Source organism: Paenibacillus sp. G34, from assembly GCF_056856875.1.
Genome location: NZ_CM166469.1, coordinates 3,330,635 through 3,349,208 on the forward strand (window position 1 = coordinate 3,330,635; position 18,574 = coordinate 3,349,208).

17 protein-coding genes are annotated in these 18,574 nt (G+C 42.1%); 12 read left to right on the forward strand and 5 right to left on the reverse strand.

Annotated features, from left to right (window positions below; translation table 11 throughout):
* Positions 1-89 precede the first annotated feature (89 nt).
* Positions 90-587: an SMI1/KNR4 family protein gene (locus AC1VYS_RS15000; RefSeq protein ID WP_482910360.1), complete on the forward strand. Its 498-nt coding sequence runs from the start codon at positions 90-92 to the stop codon at positions 585-587.
* A gap of 245 nt (positions 588-832) precedes the next feature.
* Entirely contained in the window at positions 833-2,215 is a 1,383-nt protein-coding gene (locus tag AC1VYS_RS15005) for an erythromycin esterase family protein (protein WP_482910361.1), read from the forward strand.
* Between the two features lie 202 nt (positions 2,216-2,417).
* Here the strand turns inward: AC1VYS_RS15005 and AC1VYS_RS15010 are convergent, their stop codons facing one another.
* Positions 2,418-3,224, reverse strand: coding sequence for an alpha/beta hydrolase (locus AC1VYS_RS15010; protein WP_482934376.1), 807 nt, complete (start codon positions 3,222-3,224; stop codon positions 2,418-2,420).
* A 177-nt stretch (positions 3,225-3,401) separates the two neighbouring features.
* Between AC1VYS_RS15010 and AC1VYS_RS15015 the strand changes: the two genes are divergently transcribed.
* A complete protein-coding gene (locus AC1VYS_RS15015; RefSeq protein WP_482910363.1) occupies positions 3,402-4,316 on the forward strand; it encodes a LysR family transcriptional regulator in 915 nt (304 codons plus the stop codon).
* A gap of 81 nt (positions 4,317-4,397) precedes the next feature.
* Here the strand turns inward: AC1VYS_RS15015 and AC1VYS_RS15020 are convergent, their stop codons facing one another.
* Positions 4,398-5,111 carry a DUF421 domain-containing protein gene (locus AC1VYS_RS15020; RefSeq protein WP_482910364.1) on the reverse strand — a complete coding sequence of 238 codons (714 nt, stop codon included), beginning with the start codon at positions 5,109-5,111 and terminating at the stop codon, positions 4,398-4,400.
* Between the two features lie 360 nt (positions 5,112-5,471).
* On the opposite strand from AC1VYS_RS15020, the gene AC1VYS_RS15025 reads away from it, so the two are divergent.
* From AC1VYS_RS15025 to AC1VYS_RS15065, 9 genes are all read left to right on the forward strand, one after another.
* Positions 5,472-6,437, forward strand: a complete 966-nt coding sequence (locus AC1VYS_RS15025) for a D-2-hydroxyacid dehydrogenase family protein (protein WP_482910365.1) — start codon at positions 5,472-5,474, stop codon at positions 6,435-6,437.
* A gap of 222 nt (positions 6,438-6,659) precedes the next feature.
* On the forward strand, positions 6,660-6,788 hold the full coding sequence (locus AC1VYS_RS15030) for a DUF6254 family protein (protein WP_445645242.1): 129 nt from the start codon (positions 6,660-6,662) through the stop codon (positions 6,786-6,788).
* Between the two features lie 169 nt (positions 6,789-6,957).
* Positions 6,958-7,563 carry a DUF2239 family protein gene (locus AC1VYS_RS15035; protein ID WP_482910366.1) on the forward strand — a complete coding sequence of 202 codons (606 nt, stop codon included), beginning with the start codon at positions 6,958-6,960 and terminating at the stop codon, positions 7,561-7,563.
* 14 nt (positions 7,564-7,577) lie between these two features.
* Complete coding sequence (locus tag AC1VYS_RS15040) at positions 7,578-8,471, forward strand: alpha/beta fold hydrolase (protein WP_482910367.1); 894 nt, start codon at positions 7,578-7,580, stop codon at positions 8,469-8,471.
* 364 nt (positions 8,472-8,835) lie between these two features.
* Entirely contained in the window at positions 8,836-9,840 is a 1,005-nt protein-coding gene (locus AC1VYS_RS15045) for an ornithine cyclodeaminase family protein (protein WP_482910368.1), read from the forward strand.
* 13 nt (positions 9,841-9,853) lie between these two features.
* On the forward strand, positions 9,854-10,816 hold the full coding sequence (locus tag AC1VYS_RS15050) for a threonine ammonia-lyase (RefSeq protein WP_482910369.1): 963 nt from the start codon (positions 9,854-9,856) through the stop codon (positions 10,814-10,816).
* Positions 10,817-11,561: 745 nt separating this feature from the next.
* Positions 11,562-12,419, forward strand: a complete 858-nt coding sequence (locus AC1VYS_RS15055) for an ABC transporter permease (protein WP_244159223.1) — start codon at positions 11,562-11,564, stop codon at positions 12,417-12,419.
* Positions 12,420-12,436: 17 nt separating this feature from the next.
* Positions 12,437-13,315, forward strand: coding sequence for a carbohydrate ABC transporter permease (locus tag AC1VYS_RS15060; RefSeq protein ID WP_482910370.1), 879 nt, complete (start codon positions 12,437-12,439; stop codon positions 13,313-13,315).
* A 46-nt stretch (positions 13,316-13,361) separates the two neighbouring features.
* The gene (locus AC1VYS_RS15065) at positions 13,362-15,047 is read left to right on the forward strand and encodes an extracellular solute-binding protein (protein WP_482910371.1); all 1,686 of its coding nucleotides are present in this window, start codon (positions 13,362-13,364) and stop codon (positions 15,045-15,047) included.
* Between the two features lie 105 nt (positions 15,048-15,152).
* Here the strand turns inward: AC1VYS_RS15065 and AC1VYS_RS15070 are convergent, their stop codons facing one another.
* From AC1VYS_RS15070 to AC1VYS_RS15080, 3 genes are read right to left on the reverse strand one after another with little or no spacing between them, the layout of a single operon-like run.
* A complete protein-coding gene (locus AC1VYS_RS15070; protein ID WP_482910372.1) occupies positions 15,153-15,512 on the reverse strand; it encodes a helix-turn-helix transcriptional regulator in 360 nt (119 codons plus the stop codon).
* Entirely contained in the window at positions 15,491-16,792 is a 1,302-nt protein-coding gene (locus AC1VYS_RS15075) for a response regulator (RefSeq protein WP_482910373.1), read from the reverse strand. The genes AC1VYS_RS15070 and AC1VYS_RS15075 overlap by 22 nt, the downstream gene beginning before the upstream one ends.
* Complete coding sequence (locus tag AC1VYS_RS15080; RefSeq protein WP_482910374.1) at positions 16,770-18,500, reverse strand: sensor histidine kinase; 1,731 nt, start codon at positions 18,498-18,500, stop codon at positions 16,770-16,772. The genes AC1VYS_RS15075 and AC1VYS_RS15080 overlap by 23 nt, the downstream gene beginning before the upstream one ends.
* Between the last annotated feature and the right edge of the window lie 74 nt (positions 18,501-18,574).

Sequence of the window (18,574 nt, forward strand, 5' to 3'; positions counted from 1 at the left end):
AGGTTGACTGTAGCTCTTATTTTTCTGATGGGCTACGCTATCCACAATCGTTTGGGAGGAAAATCTTGTGAGGGAGGGACAATGTAGATATGAATAAAACCATTCTGGAATTTGTGTCTTGGGCTGAGTCAAATGGTTGGATTGTAACTCTTAAATCTGAAATTAGCCTCAATCTGGATCAACGGTTAATCACAAGATACACGAATATGCCCCCGGAATATAAATCATTTTTGAGTGTGGTTAACCAATGCATGACACCTAGCGAACAGACGTGGTTTCTATGTGAGGCTGACTACAACAATAGCTCTGATTCGGACTTTCACTGGAATGAATTTGAACTAATCAGCTTAGAAGCAGCGATGGACGATGAGGCATGCCGAACAGAAATCAGGACATGGTGGGATAAGTATCTGCCGATTATAGTGTCTGTTCGTGATGGATATTCTTTTTATGCCATTGATTTAAACAATGAAATTGGTTCTGTTGTACAAGGGGAAGAACCTGAATTTGAAGAGGTCAACAAAGTGGCAGATAACTTGCATGATTTTTTACGACTTATTATATCTGACTCAATTAAACTTGGATAAGCAGCCGCTAGTGAAACTAACCCAGGGTTTAACCGATTAGTAGCCATGGGAGGTAGTTCTTGAGAGCAGCTGCTTTTTGCTTCCATCTGTCTGGACAGTGAGCTGACTTATCCTTCTTTCACTTTGACCATAAATTGAAGGATAAGCTAATGTTACCATTCTTAAACTATTTTTAAACATCACGTGGACTGGTTTTAAACGGAGAGTGTTAAGCTGAACTTCATTAAGAGAGGAGTGTCAGCCTAATGAATCCATGGTATAAGAAGATTTTATTATCTACAGCAATGCTTAGCAGTTTCAGTATAGTGTCTGCGGACGAGTCAGCCTATATGGCCGGATCAACTGTAGTTCAAGAGAGCCATATGCCTTCTGATCAAATCTGGAATGAAAATATCCGTGCAAGTGCTCAAACAATAACTTCAGTCAAACCACAGCATGAGGATACGTACAACGATTTATCATTTCTCAGGACTCTTTTAGCAGACAAACGAATGGTTAGCTTGGGCGAAGCTTCGCACGGTGCATCCGAGTACAATTCGATGAAAGTGAGAATCGTCAAATTTCTTCATGAGGAATTAGGGTACAACGTGCTCGCATTCGAGTCTAATCTTTCGGATACGGCTACTGCATACTCACAGGTAAGTCATATGACGCCAGAACAATTGATGAAAAATTCTATCTATGGTGTATGGCAAGTAGAAGAAAATTTACCGCTTTTTGAATACATCGTACAGCAAAGTAAAACCGATCACCCTCTGATTCTGACTGGAGTTGACGCACAAGGTACATCAGAAACTTTTATTACCTTCATTGAGAATTGGTTTGCTCAGGTCGATTCAAGCAAAGCTAAAGCCTTTGCCCAAACAGAACGATGGTATCTGAAGCTCAGCATGACTAATCAAATCGATGAATTTACTAAACAGAAAAAGAAGATCAAAGAAAAGTATCAAGCTCTTCTACAATTCGTCCGAGACAAGAGAGATCCATTAAATCTGGCTCAGATGGAACATTCCAACCTGGTTCCTTTAATTGAACGTGTATTACAAAATCGCTTGGATATGCTGGATCATTATAATGCACACTTCGTAAAACTGTTTGCTGGAATTGATCCTGAAAAACAGTTACAACTGGCCAGTTATGGACGAGACCGCGTGATGGCGGACAACTTGACTTGGCTTGCTGAAACGGTATATCCCAACGAAAAAATAATCATATGGGCACATAACTATCACATACGTAAAAACAACTCCACGATGATTACAGAGCACAACGGATATGATTTTGACGAAAATCCTTATCCAACGATGGGGGAATTGTTACCTTACTCCCTGAAGCAAGCTAATTATGTAATCGGTTTATTTGCTTACCAAGGAAGCTCATCCAAAAATAATGGCGAAGAGGAACAGGTTCAATCTCACGATAAGGGTAGCCTGGAAGATATTCTAGGAACCGAGATGGGTGTTGCACGATTTATAGATCTGAGAGACCAAGCATTAAGTCCAGCGACGGAATGGATGTTTACACCTCGTATAGCCAAGGCATGGGGCGTGTTGGATGAGAAAATGATTCCTCGGGATCAGTATGATGGGATTTTGCTGATTCGTAACATTCATCCTTCAAGAAAGTAGAATGTAACACAACATTTAATTTTAGCAAAAAATCTAATGATACCTAACGAACTGAGCGAACCGAGTAATTGGAGGAAGTACTCAGGAAGTTTAAAAAAAGCCGCTGAGTAGCGGCTTTTTTAACTTTTGGTTTAGTATAGACTTTTTTTACATTTTCATTTTTTTACAATATCTCGTTCCTAAAAGTTATCGATACTTCTGCTTATTTTTGGATAATGTCTACAATCTGTTTAAGCGCCTTTTTCGCTTCAGGTATCGGAAATACGGGGAAGACGTGATTCATTTTTGGATACTCAAAATAGTTTATGTCAACCGACTGACGAGCAGCTTTTTCTCTGAATTTTCGGGCATCCGGAAGGAAAAGTTCATGTGTACCAATAAACAGGGAAATCTTACCCAGATTTTTAATTTCTCCATGAATCGGGCTCACTAAATAATGTGAACGAGAGGTTTCACCGGCGTACCTCTTTCCAGCTTCAACCAGCATGTCCCAGTTCAACATGGGCTCTTTATCAATCATGGCAAGGACTTGCGGGTTATCTAGGGTGATATCAAGCCACGGAGAGAGTAGAATAATGTCCTTAGGCTGTGGCAATCCTTGCTCTAATAAATATTGTGCAAAGGCTAGAGAAAGACCACCTCCGGCAGAATCGCCCATAATGACGATGTTTTCGGGTTTCGCTATTTTTAATAGATGCTGGTACACATTAAGGACACTTTCTATTGCAGCCGTATATTGATTGTCTGGAGCTTTAGGGTAGATTGGTACGAATACCGTGCAATTCAATTGCTCCGTTAAGTTGTGTAAGAAATGCCAGTGCCAAGTTAGCGGTTGCTCAACATATCCTCCGCCAGGCAAATACAACACAATTCGTTCGTCGGAACGAGTATTCGATTGTAGTATATACGTATCCAAAGGCAGGTTACCGTCTTTAGTGATATTGTACTTCTGTTTAAGTTTAGCAGGGACCTGATAGGATTCGCTATTGATCTGACTGCGTTTCTCCATAAATTCATTTGCGTCCAGCTTTTTTTTCGTGATTCTCAGCAACACTTCTACAAGAAAACTTCGTATGCTCCGCATCATATCGCCCTCCTATAATGAGAATACTTGATTTCAAACATAAAAGATATTTAAATATAATTTAGTATCATAAATATATATTTAAAGATAAGAGGAATGAACATGAATATTTCACAGTTGCAATATTTGATTTCCGCTGCACAATGGGGTTCATTTACGAAAGCTGCAAATGTGCATCACCTTACCGTACCAACCATTAGTCAGTCGATCAAACAATTGGAAGATGAGCTGAACACTGTTATTTTCCACCGAACAAAAAAGGGCGTCTTTCCAACAGCGGAAGGGGAGTTGATTCTCCAGCATGCGGTAGCCGTACTCAAAAATATTGAACAGATGCAAGGTGCATTGCTTACTCTAAAAGAAGAATCCTTAGAGAGTATTACAATCTCCAGCATTCCGGGTTTTGTTCCTCAAGTGGTGCAGACGATGCTGGAACTGATGAAAACCTATCCGACACTTAGAGTTCAGATGATCGAAGGGGATACCCAGAAAGTAATGAAGGACGTTCAAGAGGGTCATGCCAATATGGGCTTGCTATCATATCCAAAAAGCCAACGGAACAGTTTATTTGATTGGGTTCCAATTGTTGAAGGTGACGCAGTATTGATCATGAACACCCGTTCACCTTTACGGTTTTTCAAAACGATATCGCCTGAAGACTTACATAATGAAGTATTTGTCCTATATAAAGATGAACAGATCGAAACAATCGCACACACATTAATGTCCGCTAATCATACCAACCGTATCGCCTTGATCACCAATAATATGGATGCATTATGTCAAATGATTGTTTATGGGAATGCCGTCACGATTGCTCCCGATTTTATATTAAATGCACTATCTTCAATCTATCAGGAACAATTAGTTACGGTTCCTTTGCAACAATTCAGCACAGAGAAAGCCGTTCTGGGAAGGATCACACGAACAGATGAACCCATTTCTAAAATGGTGGGAGAATTTACAACCAAGCTGGCAAATCTCGTGCAAAATACAAAAGGCTCTTCGTTGGATTAATCCAGCGTGAGCCTTTTATTATTGTCTATGGTTTTTGTAAGAGTCGAGTTTCATTTTTAGCGGTGCTTGTTCAATATACCTTCAGTGTTCAATTGGAGGGATTTTGTTGAGGGTGGACTGTGAAACATGTAATTCCAGATTCTCATCGATCGATGCATAAAAGACGTCCTCACTCTGAATTCCTCGAGCAATTAATTGTTCATCCAGCCAAGCTATATCTTTGTTAAGATATCCGAGTACACGTTCTGAAACGTTCCCCTCAAGAATCAACGGATACGCGATGCTTTGATTTGTCTTCGTTATGCCTAAATCTTCGGCGGTCAAAGCTGCCTTCATTGGATTTTTATACACAGTCAATCTTCCGTTTGCCTCTAATATCGCAAGCTCAACCTCGTCCAAATGAAATATATCTTTCTCACGCAGCATCTGAAGGATGTTGTCGATGGAATAACGGACTTTACGAAGGTTTTCTACAAGTAAATTCCCACTTGATATCACCACAGTTGGTTTAAAAGTAATCCATTTGCCGAGTGTTCTATACTTGATAACCAGTTTGGATACAATTCTCTGAATTAGTCCAATCAAAATAATCGCATAACCGGTCGGGATGTGTTCGATCTTTGGATCTGCAATATCCGCACCTACAACAGCTCCGAGTGCAAGAACGACGAGAAAATCAAATACAGGCAACTCTCCAATGGACCTTCTTCCCATAATAATACCCATGACCAGAAGCAGGGGAAAGATGGTTACGATTCGTCCAGTTACGAGAAGAAGATCTTTAACGAGTTCCAAGTGAAGTTCAACCTTCCTATTAATTTGGATGTCTGATGTCTGTAACTACTTTGTATACACTATTTCCAATAGGAGAGAAGCGTAAACTCCGTGAATTGCAGTGGATTTCATCCAGAATTAAAGCTAAGACGTTTGGTTTATAACTTGCTTCCGATCATATTGAGGCGTTGTGCCCATCTGTTTGCGAGTTTCTTTTAGCATGTGACTGTTTTATCCAACAAGTGGAAACGGTTTGCGGTATAATGATTAATTATTAGAAGTATATTTTCTAATTAACAAAATTACATAGAAACACGTCTTTCGATGCCGTCTTCATTAAACATTTCATAGTAATTCGACTCATGAATGGAGGAATACAACTTGAAACTTCAATGTGCAATAATGGATGACTATCAAAATGTCGCACTACAAATGGCAAATTGGGAACAGATATCAGATCAGGTAGACGTCGTATCCTTTAATGAACATTTCGAAAGCGAAGCCGCAGCTGCACATGTGTTAAAGGATTATGAAATCATAATTCTCATGAGGGAACGAACCCCTTTTAATTCTTCCCTGCTCTCGCAATTACCTAAACTAAAACTACTAATTACGACCGGAATGCGAAATGCCTCTATTGATATAAAGTATGCTGAGAGACAGGGCATCAAGGTATGCGGCACAGGAAGCAGTTCAGAGCCTCCAACCGAATTAACATGGGCTTTAATTTTGGGTTTGACCAAAAATCTGATCCCGGAAAGTCAATCGATTCAGAGTAGCGGCCCTTGGCAAAGTACCGTCTGTTCAGATCTGAGTGGTAAAACACTAGGTCTGCTTGGATTAGGAAAGATTGGAACTAAAATGGCCCAAATCGGAAATGCTTTTGGCATGAATGTGATGGCATGGAGTCAAAATCTAACCCAAGAACGAGCGGAGGCTGCTGGTGCACAGTTCGCTTCTACGAAAGAAGAGATCATGGCTAAGAGTGATATTATTTCAATCCATCTCATTCTTAGCGAACGGACTCGTCATTTGATCGGTGAGAATGAACTGAAGTTAATGAAGAAAACAGCCTATCTCATCAATACCTCGCGCGCTTCTATTATTAACCAGGATATGCTGATTAAAGCACTTCACAACAACTGGATTGCGGGTGCCGGCATCGATGTATTCGATGTTGAACCATTACCTGATATACATCCCTTGCGTTCCACTCCTAATCTGCTTGCTACTCCGCATATGGGGTACGTCTCTCAAAACAACTATCAGACTTATTATCAACATTCCTTGGAGAATATCCAAGCGTTCCTTGAAGGAAAACTCATTCGCGAAATTAGAGCTGAGTAGTCGAAGTCGATTCATATAATATCGTTCATTATGTAAGTGATGATTTTTAAACAGCAGTCTGCGGCAGACTGCTGTTATTTGTTGTTGGATAAAACTTGTTATCCACGTAAATAGGGAGAGGCATCGATTATCCTGATAAGAGTCTGATATGAATGAAAGTAACTTGTTAATGACATCCTAGAGAAGTAGTACCATTCTCATTTCCTGAGGAGGAGATCTTATATGGCTCGCCAGAAAAAAAGGCAGGAAGCTGCTTGGAAGTCACGTAAGCAAGAACAGCACCCTCATGGTAAAATCAGATCGCTCAAAGAAATATCAAGCGAATATGAAGAGAAGCATACTACGGAGTAAGAGCATGACTGTCGGCGATATTTGCCGGCAGTCATTTTACATTTATATTGGATTTTTAACAGTATTTGTTATAAACAATTTCAGACAAAATATTTATAACCGGGTAATATTGACTTTATGTTTTTACCCGGGTATAATACCTGTATAAGATCATTAAAGGAGGGTTAACATGCAAGATTCACCTGCCCAAGTGAACTGCACTGCCTTTGTAGGCAGAAAACATTTCGCCAAAGGCACATTACAAGATGTTGTTAAGGTCGTAAAAGAAAACCTGGAAGAGAGTGAAGTTGTTGATTTGCTTATTTTTGACGATTCTACTGGAAAACCAATAGATATTGATTTTCGAGGAAGCTTAGAGGATGTATTGGACCGCCTAACAAGTAAGCCTGTACGTATAACGGATACAAAAGAAAATGAACAACCCGTTCGCAGAGCCGGCCGCCCCAAACTAGGGGTAGTATCCGGTGAAGTTACTTTGCTGCCAAGGCAGTGGGACTGGCTTAAGGCTCAACCCGGAGGCGCTTCGGTCACCCTGCGAAAACTGATTGATGAGGCTCGCCGTTCAGGGGAGAACGGAAACAAAGTTCTTGCGGCACAGGAAGTAACCTATCATTTCATGACAGCAATGGCGGGGGATTTCCCTCAATACGAAGAAGCTTTGAGAGCACTGTATGCCACGAATGAAAATCGTTTTTACGAATCGATTAATGATTGGGCACCCGATATCAGAGACTATATTAAGTCTTTGTCCAGTAATGCGTTCACGCAGGAATAGAGGAGAACATCATAATGAATATGTTAAGAGTAAACGATATTGATATTGCCTATGACAGTTATGGCAGCGAAAAGAACGAAACCATTCTATTAATTGCAGGGCTCGGCACACAGATGGTTCGTTGGACGGTTCCATTCTGTGAGATGTTAGCCGCACGCGGATTTCGAGTGATTCGCTTTGATAATCGAGATACGGGGTTATCAACCCATTTTAGCAATCATGCAACATTAGATTTCGAAGCACTTGCCCAAACGCTCATGTCGGGAAAACGACCGGAAATTCCTTACACACTTGATGATATGGCTACTGATACGATTGGATTGTTAGATGCCTTGGAAATATCAAAAGCCCATATTGTTGGACGTTCGATGGGTGGTATGATTGCCCAGCTTGTGGCCAGCCAATATCCGGAGCGTGTCCTTTCGCTTACTTCCATAATGTCAACTACAGGCAATCCTGAGCTTCCACCAACATCTCCGGAAGTCATGGCGCTAATGACTCGGCCGGCACCAAATCCGATAGAGGATGAAGAGGGATATTTGGTTCACAGCGTAGCTTTTGCCAAACGTATTGCCGGTACAGGTCACCCGTTTGAGGAAGACAAGTTTCGTTCGCTCATTCGGGAGGAAATACAGCGTGCTTATGATCCGGGGAGTGTTGGGCGACAGATTGCTGCAATTGCGGTTTCAGGTGATCGACGGGCGCGACTGGCAAAAGTTAAGGTTCCAGCCTTGGTCATTCATGGAGTGGATGATCCGATGTTTGTTCCCGCTTGCGGTCGAGACACGTCGGAAGCTATCAACGATGCAGAATTGATGTTACTTGAAGGTATGGGCCATGATCTTCCGCAGCAATTGTTCGAAACAGTTGTTGATGCAATCGAACGAACAGCCCGGCGTAAAGGATAATATACGTTCTGCTTCAACCTAAATATATGATAGATAATCACCATAGTTAAAGTTATGTAAACATATAAAAACGAAACAGCTGCGAGAAATGATTTCAAGCCAAACAGATGTTGCCCTTGTACTTCAACACCTTTCCCTCACTGATCAAAACCCGTATTCCTTGATCTCACAGTTACCTAACTGAATAATCGTTGTATTCTCAACAAAATTCAGCTAAAATAAAGCTACAAATTTTATATCATGCTTGTTTTTATCCCCGGGTAAAAACGTTAAAAAGCATTGAATCTCACTCCCCACTAGGGCCTACGTAATGTAGGAGGGATGAGATTCAGTGCTTTTTTTGATCAAGAAGGAGGCATACCAGGTGCGATTTTTAAGCGATAATGATGTCAGAAAAGGATTGAATGTACCGCAGGTGATACACCTAGTAGAAACAGTATACAAGGCTAGGAGCGAAGATAACACGGAGACTTGGCCCACAATCTTCTACGATTTTGTTCCAGGCAAGGCAGATATGGACATCAAATCAGGGTACCTGAAACATGAAAAGGTATTTGGACATAAAACGATCACATGGTTTGCCGAGAATGAAGCGAAGCAGCTTCCTACTTTGACGGGGCTCATCAACGTATTTGATGCCGAAACAGGTAGACCCTTAGGAATAACCGAGGCATCCTTTATTACGGGCATACGTACAGGCGCTTCGGGAGCGATCGGAGCAAAATATCTAGCAAGGCAGGATTCTGAAACTCTCCTTGTCGTAGGCTCTGGCAATCAGGCGATCTTCCAAATCGCTTGTGTCTTATCCGTGCTTCCGAACTTGAAAACGGTTTGTGTGGCCGGTAGGGACCAAGAGAAGCTGAGAACTTTTGTAAACACCTTATCACACCGACTTCAATCTGAATTTGGTACGAACATAGAGAACGTTACGTTTGAAGCAGCAGAATCGTTAAAAGAAGCTGTAAAAAGCAGTGATATTATTATCACGGTAACTCCATCGAGAACACCAATTATTAAGCGGGAGTGGGTCAGAGAAGGCACACACCTTTCTTGCATAGGTGCAGATATGGCGGGGAAACAGGAGATTGACTCCAACCTGATTTCACAAGCACGCGTATATGTAGATGATCGGGAGCACTGTGTAGAAGTAGGCGAGATTGAGATACCGCTGAAGGAAGGCAAGATTACAGAAAGCCATATACGCGGTGAGATCGGGGATTTGATTTTAGGAAAAATAAAGGGAAGAAGCTCAAACGAACAAATCACTATATTTGATGCGACAGGAATGGCGATTCTGGATATATATGCAGCGAAAATGGCATTGCAGACTGCAGAGGAACGAAATTTCGGCGTTAAAATTGACATCTAGGGGAGAAAGAGAAATGACTTTTAGCTATGAACATGTGTTACAAGCATATAATCGCATCAAGAAACATCTGAAGCATACACCACTTGAAGAGTCGTTTTATCTAGGCGATCTGAATAGAAGATACTTTTTCAAACTGGAGTCCTTCCAACGAGCAAAGAGTTTCAAAATCCGAGGGGCTTTAAACAAAATGATGACACTATCTGAGGAAGAAACGAACAGAGGCGTTGCTGCCATCTCTTCAGGTAACCACGGCAGTGCTGTGAGCTACGCGGCTTCCATTCTCGGAATTCATCACGTCAAGGTCATCGTTCCAGAAACGACAGCACAAAGCAAGATTGATAAAATGAACTATTTTGGAGCAGAAGTGATGAAATTAGGTAAAGATTTTGACGAGGCTCATACGCTCGGCATGAAGTACATTCATGAACATCATTTAACGTATATTGATCCTTACTATAATGATCCGGAAATTTATGGTGGACAAGGCACGATAGGCATTGAAATTTTAGAACAAAACCAGGATATTGATACGATCGTCGTTCCAGTAGGTGGTGGAGGGCTGATTACAGGGATTGCGGTTGCTGCTAAATCGATCAATCCGTCCATTCGAATTGTTGGAGTTCAAACCGAAGCTTGTCCAGCCATGATCAAATCTTACGAAGATCAAACCTTGTATGAACAGTATCCTAGCGAGGAATCCCTCTGTGACGCACTCCTTGGTGGGGTTGGAAAACTGAGTTACGAGATGGCTAAAGATTATGTTGATGATTTTATTGCCGTGTCGGAGCATTCGATTGGCCAAGCCGTAAGTTTTCTGGCCAAAGAAGAAAAATACATTATTGAAGCGGGAAGCGCTACTGTGGTTGCGGCAATTATGGAACAGAGGGAACGAATTGGAGGGCAAAATATCGCACTTGTGTTAAGCGGTGGCAATATTGATGGAGATGTACTCCTGAATATTTTATCCAAATACTAACCCTTAAATTTTATGTGTGTGATCTTGTTCGATCATATAAAAGGAGATTTTTAACCACACCTTATAATTGTATATAATGTAAAATAAGGGGGATTAAATTTGATGATTTCCTGGGGGGACGCAAATGTAGCCAGAAGGAGAGGGAAGGGGAGATACTCATGTTAAGCACACTTAATGAATTGGGAGTGACTTTTTTACTTGTTGGTTCCTTTTTTTATTTCCTACACTTAAGAAAAATTAAAATACAAAGACCATTAACTGGTGTTGAACGATCAATGTATATCATCACCCAAGTGGGTTATTTACTATGGGCTGGAAGTAAGTTGCTTATGTTAATCTCCAATTGAGGATGGATATCCTAATAACCTTTTAAATGGGATAAAACATTTCGAAAATGCTTTCTATAGAGCGTATAGTGGTCTACTCTTGATGTTTCAGAACCCTCATACTTGTGGATAACATCCATAGGTATGAGGTTTTTTTCGTTCAAACAACACGTCATATTAATAATTTGTTATCGAAGTTATCGTTTTATCATGTTGACTTCGAAGCGCTGAATCTATACTGAATATACGGAGATACAACAGAGTCTGATGACTCTCTCTGAAGAATCTAGAGAAAGAAGGGGAGCACACGAATGAGTAATGCAAAAGCCACCACATCCACCCAAGCCGATGTGATTCGTCCAAGTCCCCGGCGCAGCAAACGCACAAAAGGCTTTAAGCGAACACTGGCACTGGATCTAATGCTACTGCCAGCAGTTATCTTGACGTTCATATTTGCGTACATACCAATGGGCGGATTGGTCATTGCTTTTCAGGATTACAAGCCCTGGCTCGGGTTTGCCAAATCTTCCTGGATCGGTCTGGAGCATTTCCAATTTCTGTTCAGCATGCCGGAGAATGTACAGGTGATCTGGAACACTTTAATTATTGCCGGTATGAAACTGATTGGAGGTCTGATTGCTCCGCTGGTTTTTGCCCTGCTGCTGAATGAAGTACGGAAGGAAACCTTCAAGAAAAGCATACAAACGTTCGTTTACCTACCGCACTTTCTGTCATGGGTTATTCTTGGCGGAATACTGCTGGACATGCTCGCAACAAAAGGTATGATCAATCAGTTTCTGGGGGCCGTGTTTGGTCTGGAACCAATCTTTTTCCTCGGAGAAGGTACATGGTTTAGAATTGTCGTGGTCACCAGTGATATCTGGAAAGAATTCGGGTTTGGCGCGATTATCTTCCTCGCCTCGCTGGCAGGCATTAATCCGGCACTATATGAAGCTGCTGAAGTAGACGGAGCAAGCCGGTGGCAGCAGACTTGGTCCATTACGATTCCTGCTCTGATTCCGATTATGATTGTCGTAGGCACATTGTCGCTCGGAAATATTTTGAACGGAGGATTCGACCAGATTTTCAATCTATACAATCCGCTCGTTTACGATAAGGGTGATATCATTGATACCTTTGTGTATCGAGTAGGTCTCATCGACGGGAAGTTTGGATTCTCGGCTGCAGTTGGACTCTTCAAATCGGTTGTCGGATTCGTGCTAATTGTGCTCGCATACCGTGCAGCTTATAAATTTGCGAATTACCGTATTTTCTAGAAAGGAGACCTCACGGCATGTATCATAAAACAAAACCCTACAAAGTTTTCACCGTGTTTAACTATGCGTTTCTTATACTGCTCTCACTGCTCTGCATTATCCCGTTGATCCACATTCTCGCGGTCTCCTTCAGCGGTAAAGCAGCTGCCAATGCGAATCTGGTTGGACTCTTTCCGGTTGAATTTACTTTTGATGCTTATGAGAAAACGTTGGCTAATGAAAACTTCATCCGTTCCCTATGGGTTGCTGTACAGCGAACCGTGCTGGGTACACTTCTCAGTATGATTGTTGTCATTCTGGCAGCCTATCCGTTATCTCGCGAAAATAGAAGCTTCAAACGTCGTAATATCTATACGTGGTACTTTGTGTTTACAATGCTGTTCAGTGGAGGCTTAATTCCATTTTACATTCTTATTCAGAAGCTTAATTTGCTCAATACGATGTGGGTGCTTATTCTTCCCGGAGCAGTATCTGTCTGGAATATGATTCTGTTGTTAAATTTCTTCCGCAATGTGCCTAAGGAGCTGGAGGAGGCTGCTTTCATTGATGGTGCAGGTTATTTTCGGACATTGATCTCTGTCTTTTTGCCCGTTTCGATGCCTGCCATCGCTACGCTATCCCTGTTCTCCATGGTAGGGCACTGGAACGCCTGGTTCGATGGTTTGATTTTCCTGACGGATCACGAAAAATATCCACTTGCAACGTTCCTCCAGACGATCATCGTACAGCAAGACTTTAGCAAAGTTTCCGTGCGTCCCGAAGACCTGGAGAATATCTCACAACGGACGATCAAGGCTGCTCAGATTTTCATTGGCATGGCACCGATTTTGGTGGTGTACCCCTTACTGCAACGCTTTTTCGTTAAAGGGATTGTACTTGGTGCAGTTAAAGAGTAAGACCAATTCAGGGTTAACTAATTTGATATGATATGGGGGAGACAACATGTTAAAAACATGGAAAAAGCCGCTTCGCATTCTGATGGCTGCTACAATGTTATCTGGTGTACTCGCAGCGTGTAGCAATGATTCTACATCACAGAAAAATCCTAGCGACAGTAATGAATTTTATTCCGCACCGTTTGAAAATGGTAAGTATGTTGAACCGGTTACCATTTCGACAGTATTCCCGATCACCAGCAGCTTGAAATTCAAAAATGGCGAAAATATAGAAAATAACGTGCATACAAAGTGGGCTCACGATACACTAGGGATCGATATTAAGTACTTATGGACGGTCAGCGAACAAAATAATGCTTACCAGACCAAACTTCGTCTCATGCTCACATCAGGCCAGAAAATGCCAGATATTATCTCTTTCCGCGGCAGCCAAACATTAATTAGTGATCTAATTGAATCCGGTCAATTCGTGGATGCAGGAGAACTGTTCGATAAATATGCTTCGGATACGTATAAAAAAGCGATGGCGGAAGATCCGAATGTATGGAATCCCTACATCCGTGATGGTAAACGAATGGCAATTCCCATTCTGGAGAACGCTTACAACAACGATCCAGTGATGTACATTCGTGAAGACTGGCTTAAGAAGTTGAATCTGAAGGCACCAACAACATTAGATGAATTAGAAACGGTAATGGATGCCTTCGTCAACCAAGACCCGGATGGAAACGGGAAGAAGGATACTGTTGCTCTCTCTGTAGGGTTCAAAAACAATTTGAACACATGGATGGCAGAGTCCGGCTGGATCTTTGGCATGTTTGGAGCAATGCCAAATCAGTGGAATAAAGCAGCAGACGGTTCGCTTGCATACGGCTCTATTCAACCTGAGATGAAACCGGCACTGGAGAAGATGAAAGAGTGGATGGAGAAAGGATATATTGATAAGGAAGCGGGGCTGTACGATGAGCCTAAGGCCGCTGAAGCATTTACTGCAGGCAAGTCTGGTATTATCGTTGGTCCTTACTGGATGACAGGCTGGCCAATCCCGGATCTGCAGCAGAACGTGCCAGGTGCTGAATATAAAGCATATCCACTTCCTGCTGGTCCTGACGGTAAAATGGGACGCCACGGAACACCAATCAGTACGGGTGCTGTTCTGATCAATAAAGATATGGAACACAAAGACGCTTTCTTTGTATACCAGAACTATCTGTTTGATAACTGGGCTAATCCGGACAGTACAACATTCTTACACGGGTTTGCCAAAGGCTATGATTATGATATCGGCCCTGACGGTGAGGTATATAAAGAGCAGCAAAGCGACAAAATTCCGGGCGGCTGGATTGATGCGATCCGTTATTCATTAACCTTTGATGGAGCGATCATTCCTAACCTGATGATGAATACGTTAGCTGATCTTGCGAATGGCAAAGAGCCGACCACTCAGTATGAGAAAAACCTGGCGGACCGAATCCCTGAACAGATTAAGGCAGCCAAAATTGTTATTGATCAAAAAGACATTGTAATGCCTCAGATGTTCACGGGTGTTCCAACGAAAACACAGGTTGCCAGAGGCGATATGCTGACCAAGCTGGAGAAGGAAGTATTGAACAAAATCATTTATGGCCAAGCGCCGATTGATGAATTTGATACTTTTGCGGAGCAGTACATGACTTCTGGAGGTAAAGAGATCACGGAAGAAGTTAATGCATGGTATGACACGATAAAATAAAAAAACGAACCGCGCTTCATGTACAAGGGATTTCATTGACCTGTGTACGTGAAGCGCGGTTTTTTTTACTTTGTTTTACGTTAACTTTCTTCACGATACGCTGCTTTATTGTTCCCGGTAATCTTGCGGTGTCATTCCGAATTTATCACGAAACACCTTGATGAAATACTGGGAGTTGGCATACCCCAGTTTTTCCGAAATCTCATATACCTTATCCTGCGAATGGTTAAGCAGGTAGTGGGCAAGATCCATTTTAACACCAAGAATATACTCACTTAAGCTGATGCCTTGAAGTTGTTTAAACAGCTTGGAGACGTATACCGGATGCAAGGATACATGATCCGCAATTGATTGAAGACTGAGGGAATGTAGATTAGCAGAAACAAACGTCTTGATCTGATGAATGACGTCATGTTGCTCATCAAAAGACTGTTCTTCCAGCTTTATACGCAGTCGATCCAGCATGTTATCCGCCCAATCTGTAAGTTGAGATACTGATCGAAAAGGCACACGTGGAACCCACTCGTTTCCGACCAGATCGGATAACAGCGCATGATTTTTGTGAGCAATGTAATGGAAGGCGGATAACAATACAATCTGAATCTCATCCAGATGCTCTTCGGTTTGTTTAGGTAGCGCGCTATACCGGTCTTAATTCGGTGCAAACGTTCTTTGAATACTTCCCATTGTGCCGTTTCAAGTAAATGATTGAAAGTGGGAGGTTCATATAATATATGCAAGGAGCGAATGGATACCGGCTGATAACTTTCCTCAAGGGAAAGGAAGTACCCTTTGCCGTTACCTACCTGCTTTTTGAGAGCCGATATGGCTTGCTCGTACATGTCACGGATATCATGGTGGAGTGTACCCTTTTGACTAAGAATAACCGAAATACCACCTTTCAGATATTCATTAACATTGTGATGCAATTGCAGCGAAAGATGGGTGAGACCCTTATCTTGCTGCATAGGTTGCTCGCTGAGATTCGTCTCGGGTGATGTATCAAATTCATTTACTTCAAGTTCAGCAGTCTTTAACAAGAAAACCAGATAGTCGTAATGATCCCTGCAGTGCCAGGTATGAAAAGCCGTATCAAATAACTCACAGGCAATATTGGTTACGGCATATTCAAACAACTGCAGGCTGCTTGTTGTATGCCTCGTAAAATGTTCTTCCAGCCTAACCAGTACGAGCTGCACATTATCTTCCGCATTGAAGGGTAACTGATAATGGCCCAACTTATCGTTCAGAACATCTTCTGGATAACGATTACCTTCAATCAGTTGATTCAGCAACCTGTCCTTCAGCGAAGGCAAGTGCTCACGAAATGAGTTCATGGCTTGTTCATAAGACAAGGCTCTGCGAATCTGTTCTTCAATGGACAGCACTGTTTTTTCCAGACAGGCTGCCAACTTTTCGACATCCAGCGGTTTCAATAAATACTCGACAACACCATATTTCGTCGCTTCTTTGGCATATTCAAACTCGGCATAACCAGTAAGCAAAATGCAGGGCAGGTTGGGTTTTATCGCCTTGATCTGCCGAATTAGCTCAAGTCCGTTCATCACCGGCATTGAAATATCAGTGATCACAATGTCTACCGTTTGTTCCTCCAGAATGGATAATGCCTGCATGCCGGAGTATGCTTTGTGAATACGCTCAATACGGTATTGATCCCATGGGAATGAGATCTCAAGATCGTCGATCACATAGGATTCATCATCAACTAACAGAATCTGATGCATCTGCAATATCCTCCTTATGTATAGTAATGATGTACGTGGTACCTTCATATAGGCTGGATTGTATGGACAAGCCCGATCGTTTGCCATATGTAAGCTTGATTCGCTGATTTACATTTCGGACTCCAGTTCCAATCTGTTCTTCTGGACGTGTTAATTCATCCATATGCTCACTGATGAGTGCAAGCCGTTCTGACGGCATACCTACGCCATTGTCTGCAACTGTGATACGTATGAACTCCTGATCCTGCTCTGCACGAATTGTAATTTTCCCAGGACCCATGGAAGGTTCTATCCCGTGTTTGACACCATTTTCAACGAGCGGTTGCAGGATCATGCGAGGAATACGAATAGATAGAAGCTGTTTTGGCACAAGAATCTCACAGGTAATACTTTTTTTTCGCATATGTATAATGGACATGTAATGATTCACAAAACGGAGCTCTTCACCAAGCGTTGTATCCATATCTTCAATGCGGTGAATATAACGGCAATAGGCAGCCAGTTCCAGGGTCATGGCGGTTACCGATTCATAGTCTTTGACACTGGATTTACTCTGAATATAATTAAGGCAGTTGTATAGAAAATGTGGATTGATCTGGGCCTGATACTGTCTCAACCTAGCCTCTTTGACCGAAAGCTCTCCAAGTAGCACCTGCTCGATTAACGTCTGGGTATTCTCAGCCATTCTGTTAAATGATCGACCTAATATTCTAAATTCGAGAATCTGTGTTTCATCCACACGGCTGGAGAAATCTCCCCGGTCAAAACGATCAATCGCTTTACGCAAACGAATGATCGGTTGTTGGATCTGATTTCGCAGAGCCAGAGTGTACAGCAAAGAGAGCAGAAGCATCGCCACCAGAGCCAGCACAAATAATGTATTGTTACGTGAGATAGACTGCTGTAGCTGATTGGTGAGATGATAATCAATAAAGTACAAATCGAGAATACTTGCTTTCATATAACTGATGAAATAATTCTGATCCTGAAATGCAATTTCGAAGAAACCGCTATCTTCTGTGAGGTGTGGAATAACCTGTGCGTCAGCTTCGGCAAGTTGTGAGGAGCCTAATCCCCGGATTGCTGTCTTAAAATGCGAATCATAAAGCATGGGTGTCCCGGAAGTATATTCAGACATCATTTTCTGCAACACCTCCAAGGATATTCGAATCTCGATGTACATCGGTCCTCGATGTCCCTTGGTAAGATGCGAATAATACCCCGTACCATCCTTGTTCATATGTAACGTCCATTTATCAAGCGGATCTTTGGACATGACAAACGGCTGAAATGAAAATTCACGATCCGAAGATACGGTAGCCTTCTCATCCGGATAATACAGAATGATCGTATTGTTCCAAGCAGTTGAAGCACTGTTAAGGGCAAGCTTCTCCATCAACTCCAGTTTGGCTTTGTACTTAGCGAAATCATTCCCGTAAGTGAGGGCATACGTGTACCCTCTAACCGACTGATCCTCCGATAATGTCAGCGCATTCATTAATACCTGCTCGAATTGATTCGACAGCTGGGAAGACATAAAACGCACTTCGCCCAGTTTATTCTTCTGCAACTCACGTTGAATTTCATCTACGTTTAATCGATAGATCCACCAGAAGATCAGGATGATTAGTACAAACATCAAAACCAGACCAAGCGCCAGCTTCTGAAAAATAGAGGCGTTTTCTTTTGAAAACTTTTCCTTCAACATGTCGTTTCCCCCTGTGCAGCAAAGAACCATAATAACTATACTTTATTCTACATTATCTTACTGTATTAGGGGAA

Excerpts from the sequence above, each read along its gene's own strand:
- AC1VYS_RS15000 (WP_482910360.1), top strand. The coding sequence starts at position 90 with ATGAATAAAACCATTCTGGAATTTGTGTCTTGGGCTGAGTCAAATGGT.
- AC1VYS_RS15005 (WP_482910361.1), top strand. The coding sequence starts at position 833 with ATGAATCCATGGTATAAGAAGATTTTATTATCTACAGCAATGCTTAGC.
- AC1VYS_RS15010 (WP_482934376.1), bottom strand. The coding sequence starts at position 3,224 with ATGGAGAAACGCAGTCAGATCAATAGCGAATCCTATCAGGTCCCTGCT.
- AC1VYS_RS15015 (WP_482910363.1), top strand. The coding sequence starts at position 3,402 with ATGAATATTTCACAGTTGCAATATTTGATTTCCGCTGCACAATGGGGT.
- AC1VYS_RS15030 (WP_445645242.1), top strand. The coding sequence starts at position 6,660 with ATGGCTCGCCAGAAAAAAAGGCAGGAAGCTGCTTGGAAGTCACGTAAG.
- AC1VYS_RS15035 (WP_482910366.1), top strand. The coding sequence starts at position 6,958 with ATGCAAGATTCACCTGCCCAAGTGAACTGCACTGCCTTTGTAGGCAGA.
- AC1VYS_RS15040 (WP_482910367.1), top strand. The coding sequence starts at position 7,578 with ATGAATATGTTAAGAGTAAACGATATTGATATTGCCTATGACAGTTAT.
- AC1VYS_RS15050 (WP_482910369.1), top strand. The coding sequence starts at position 9,854 with ATGACTTTTAGCTATGAACATGTGTTACAAGCATATAATCGCATCAAG.
- AC1VYS_RS15055 (WP_244159223.1), top strand. The coding sequence starts at position 11,562 with ATGCTACTGCCAGCAGTTATCTTGACGTTCATATTTGCGTACATACCA.
- AC1VYS_RS15060 (WP_482910370.1), top strand. The coding sequence starts at position 12,437 with ATGTATCATAAAACAAAACCCTACAAAGTTTTCACCGTGTTTAACTAT.
- AC1VYS_RS15065 (WP_482910371.1), top strand. The coding sequence starts at position 13,362 with ATGTTAAAAACATGGAAAAAGCCGCTTCGCATTCTGATGGCTGCTACA.
- AC1VYS_RS15070 (WP_482910372.1), bottom strand. The coding sequence starts at position 15,512 with ATGCTGGATCGACTGCGTATAAAGCTGGAAGAACAGTCTTTTGATGAG.
- AC1VYS_RS15075 (WP_482910373.1), bottom strand. The coding sequence starts at position 16,792 with ATGCATCAGATTCTGTTAGTTGATGATGAATCCTATGTGATCGACGAT.
- AC1VYS_RS15080 (WP_482910374.1), bottom strand. The coding sequence starts at position 18,500 with ATGTTGAAGGAAAAGTTTTCAAAAGAAAACGCCTCTATTTTTCAGAAG.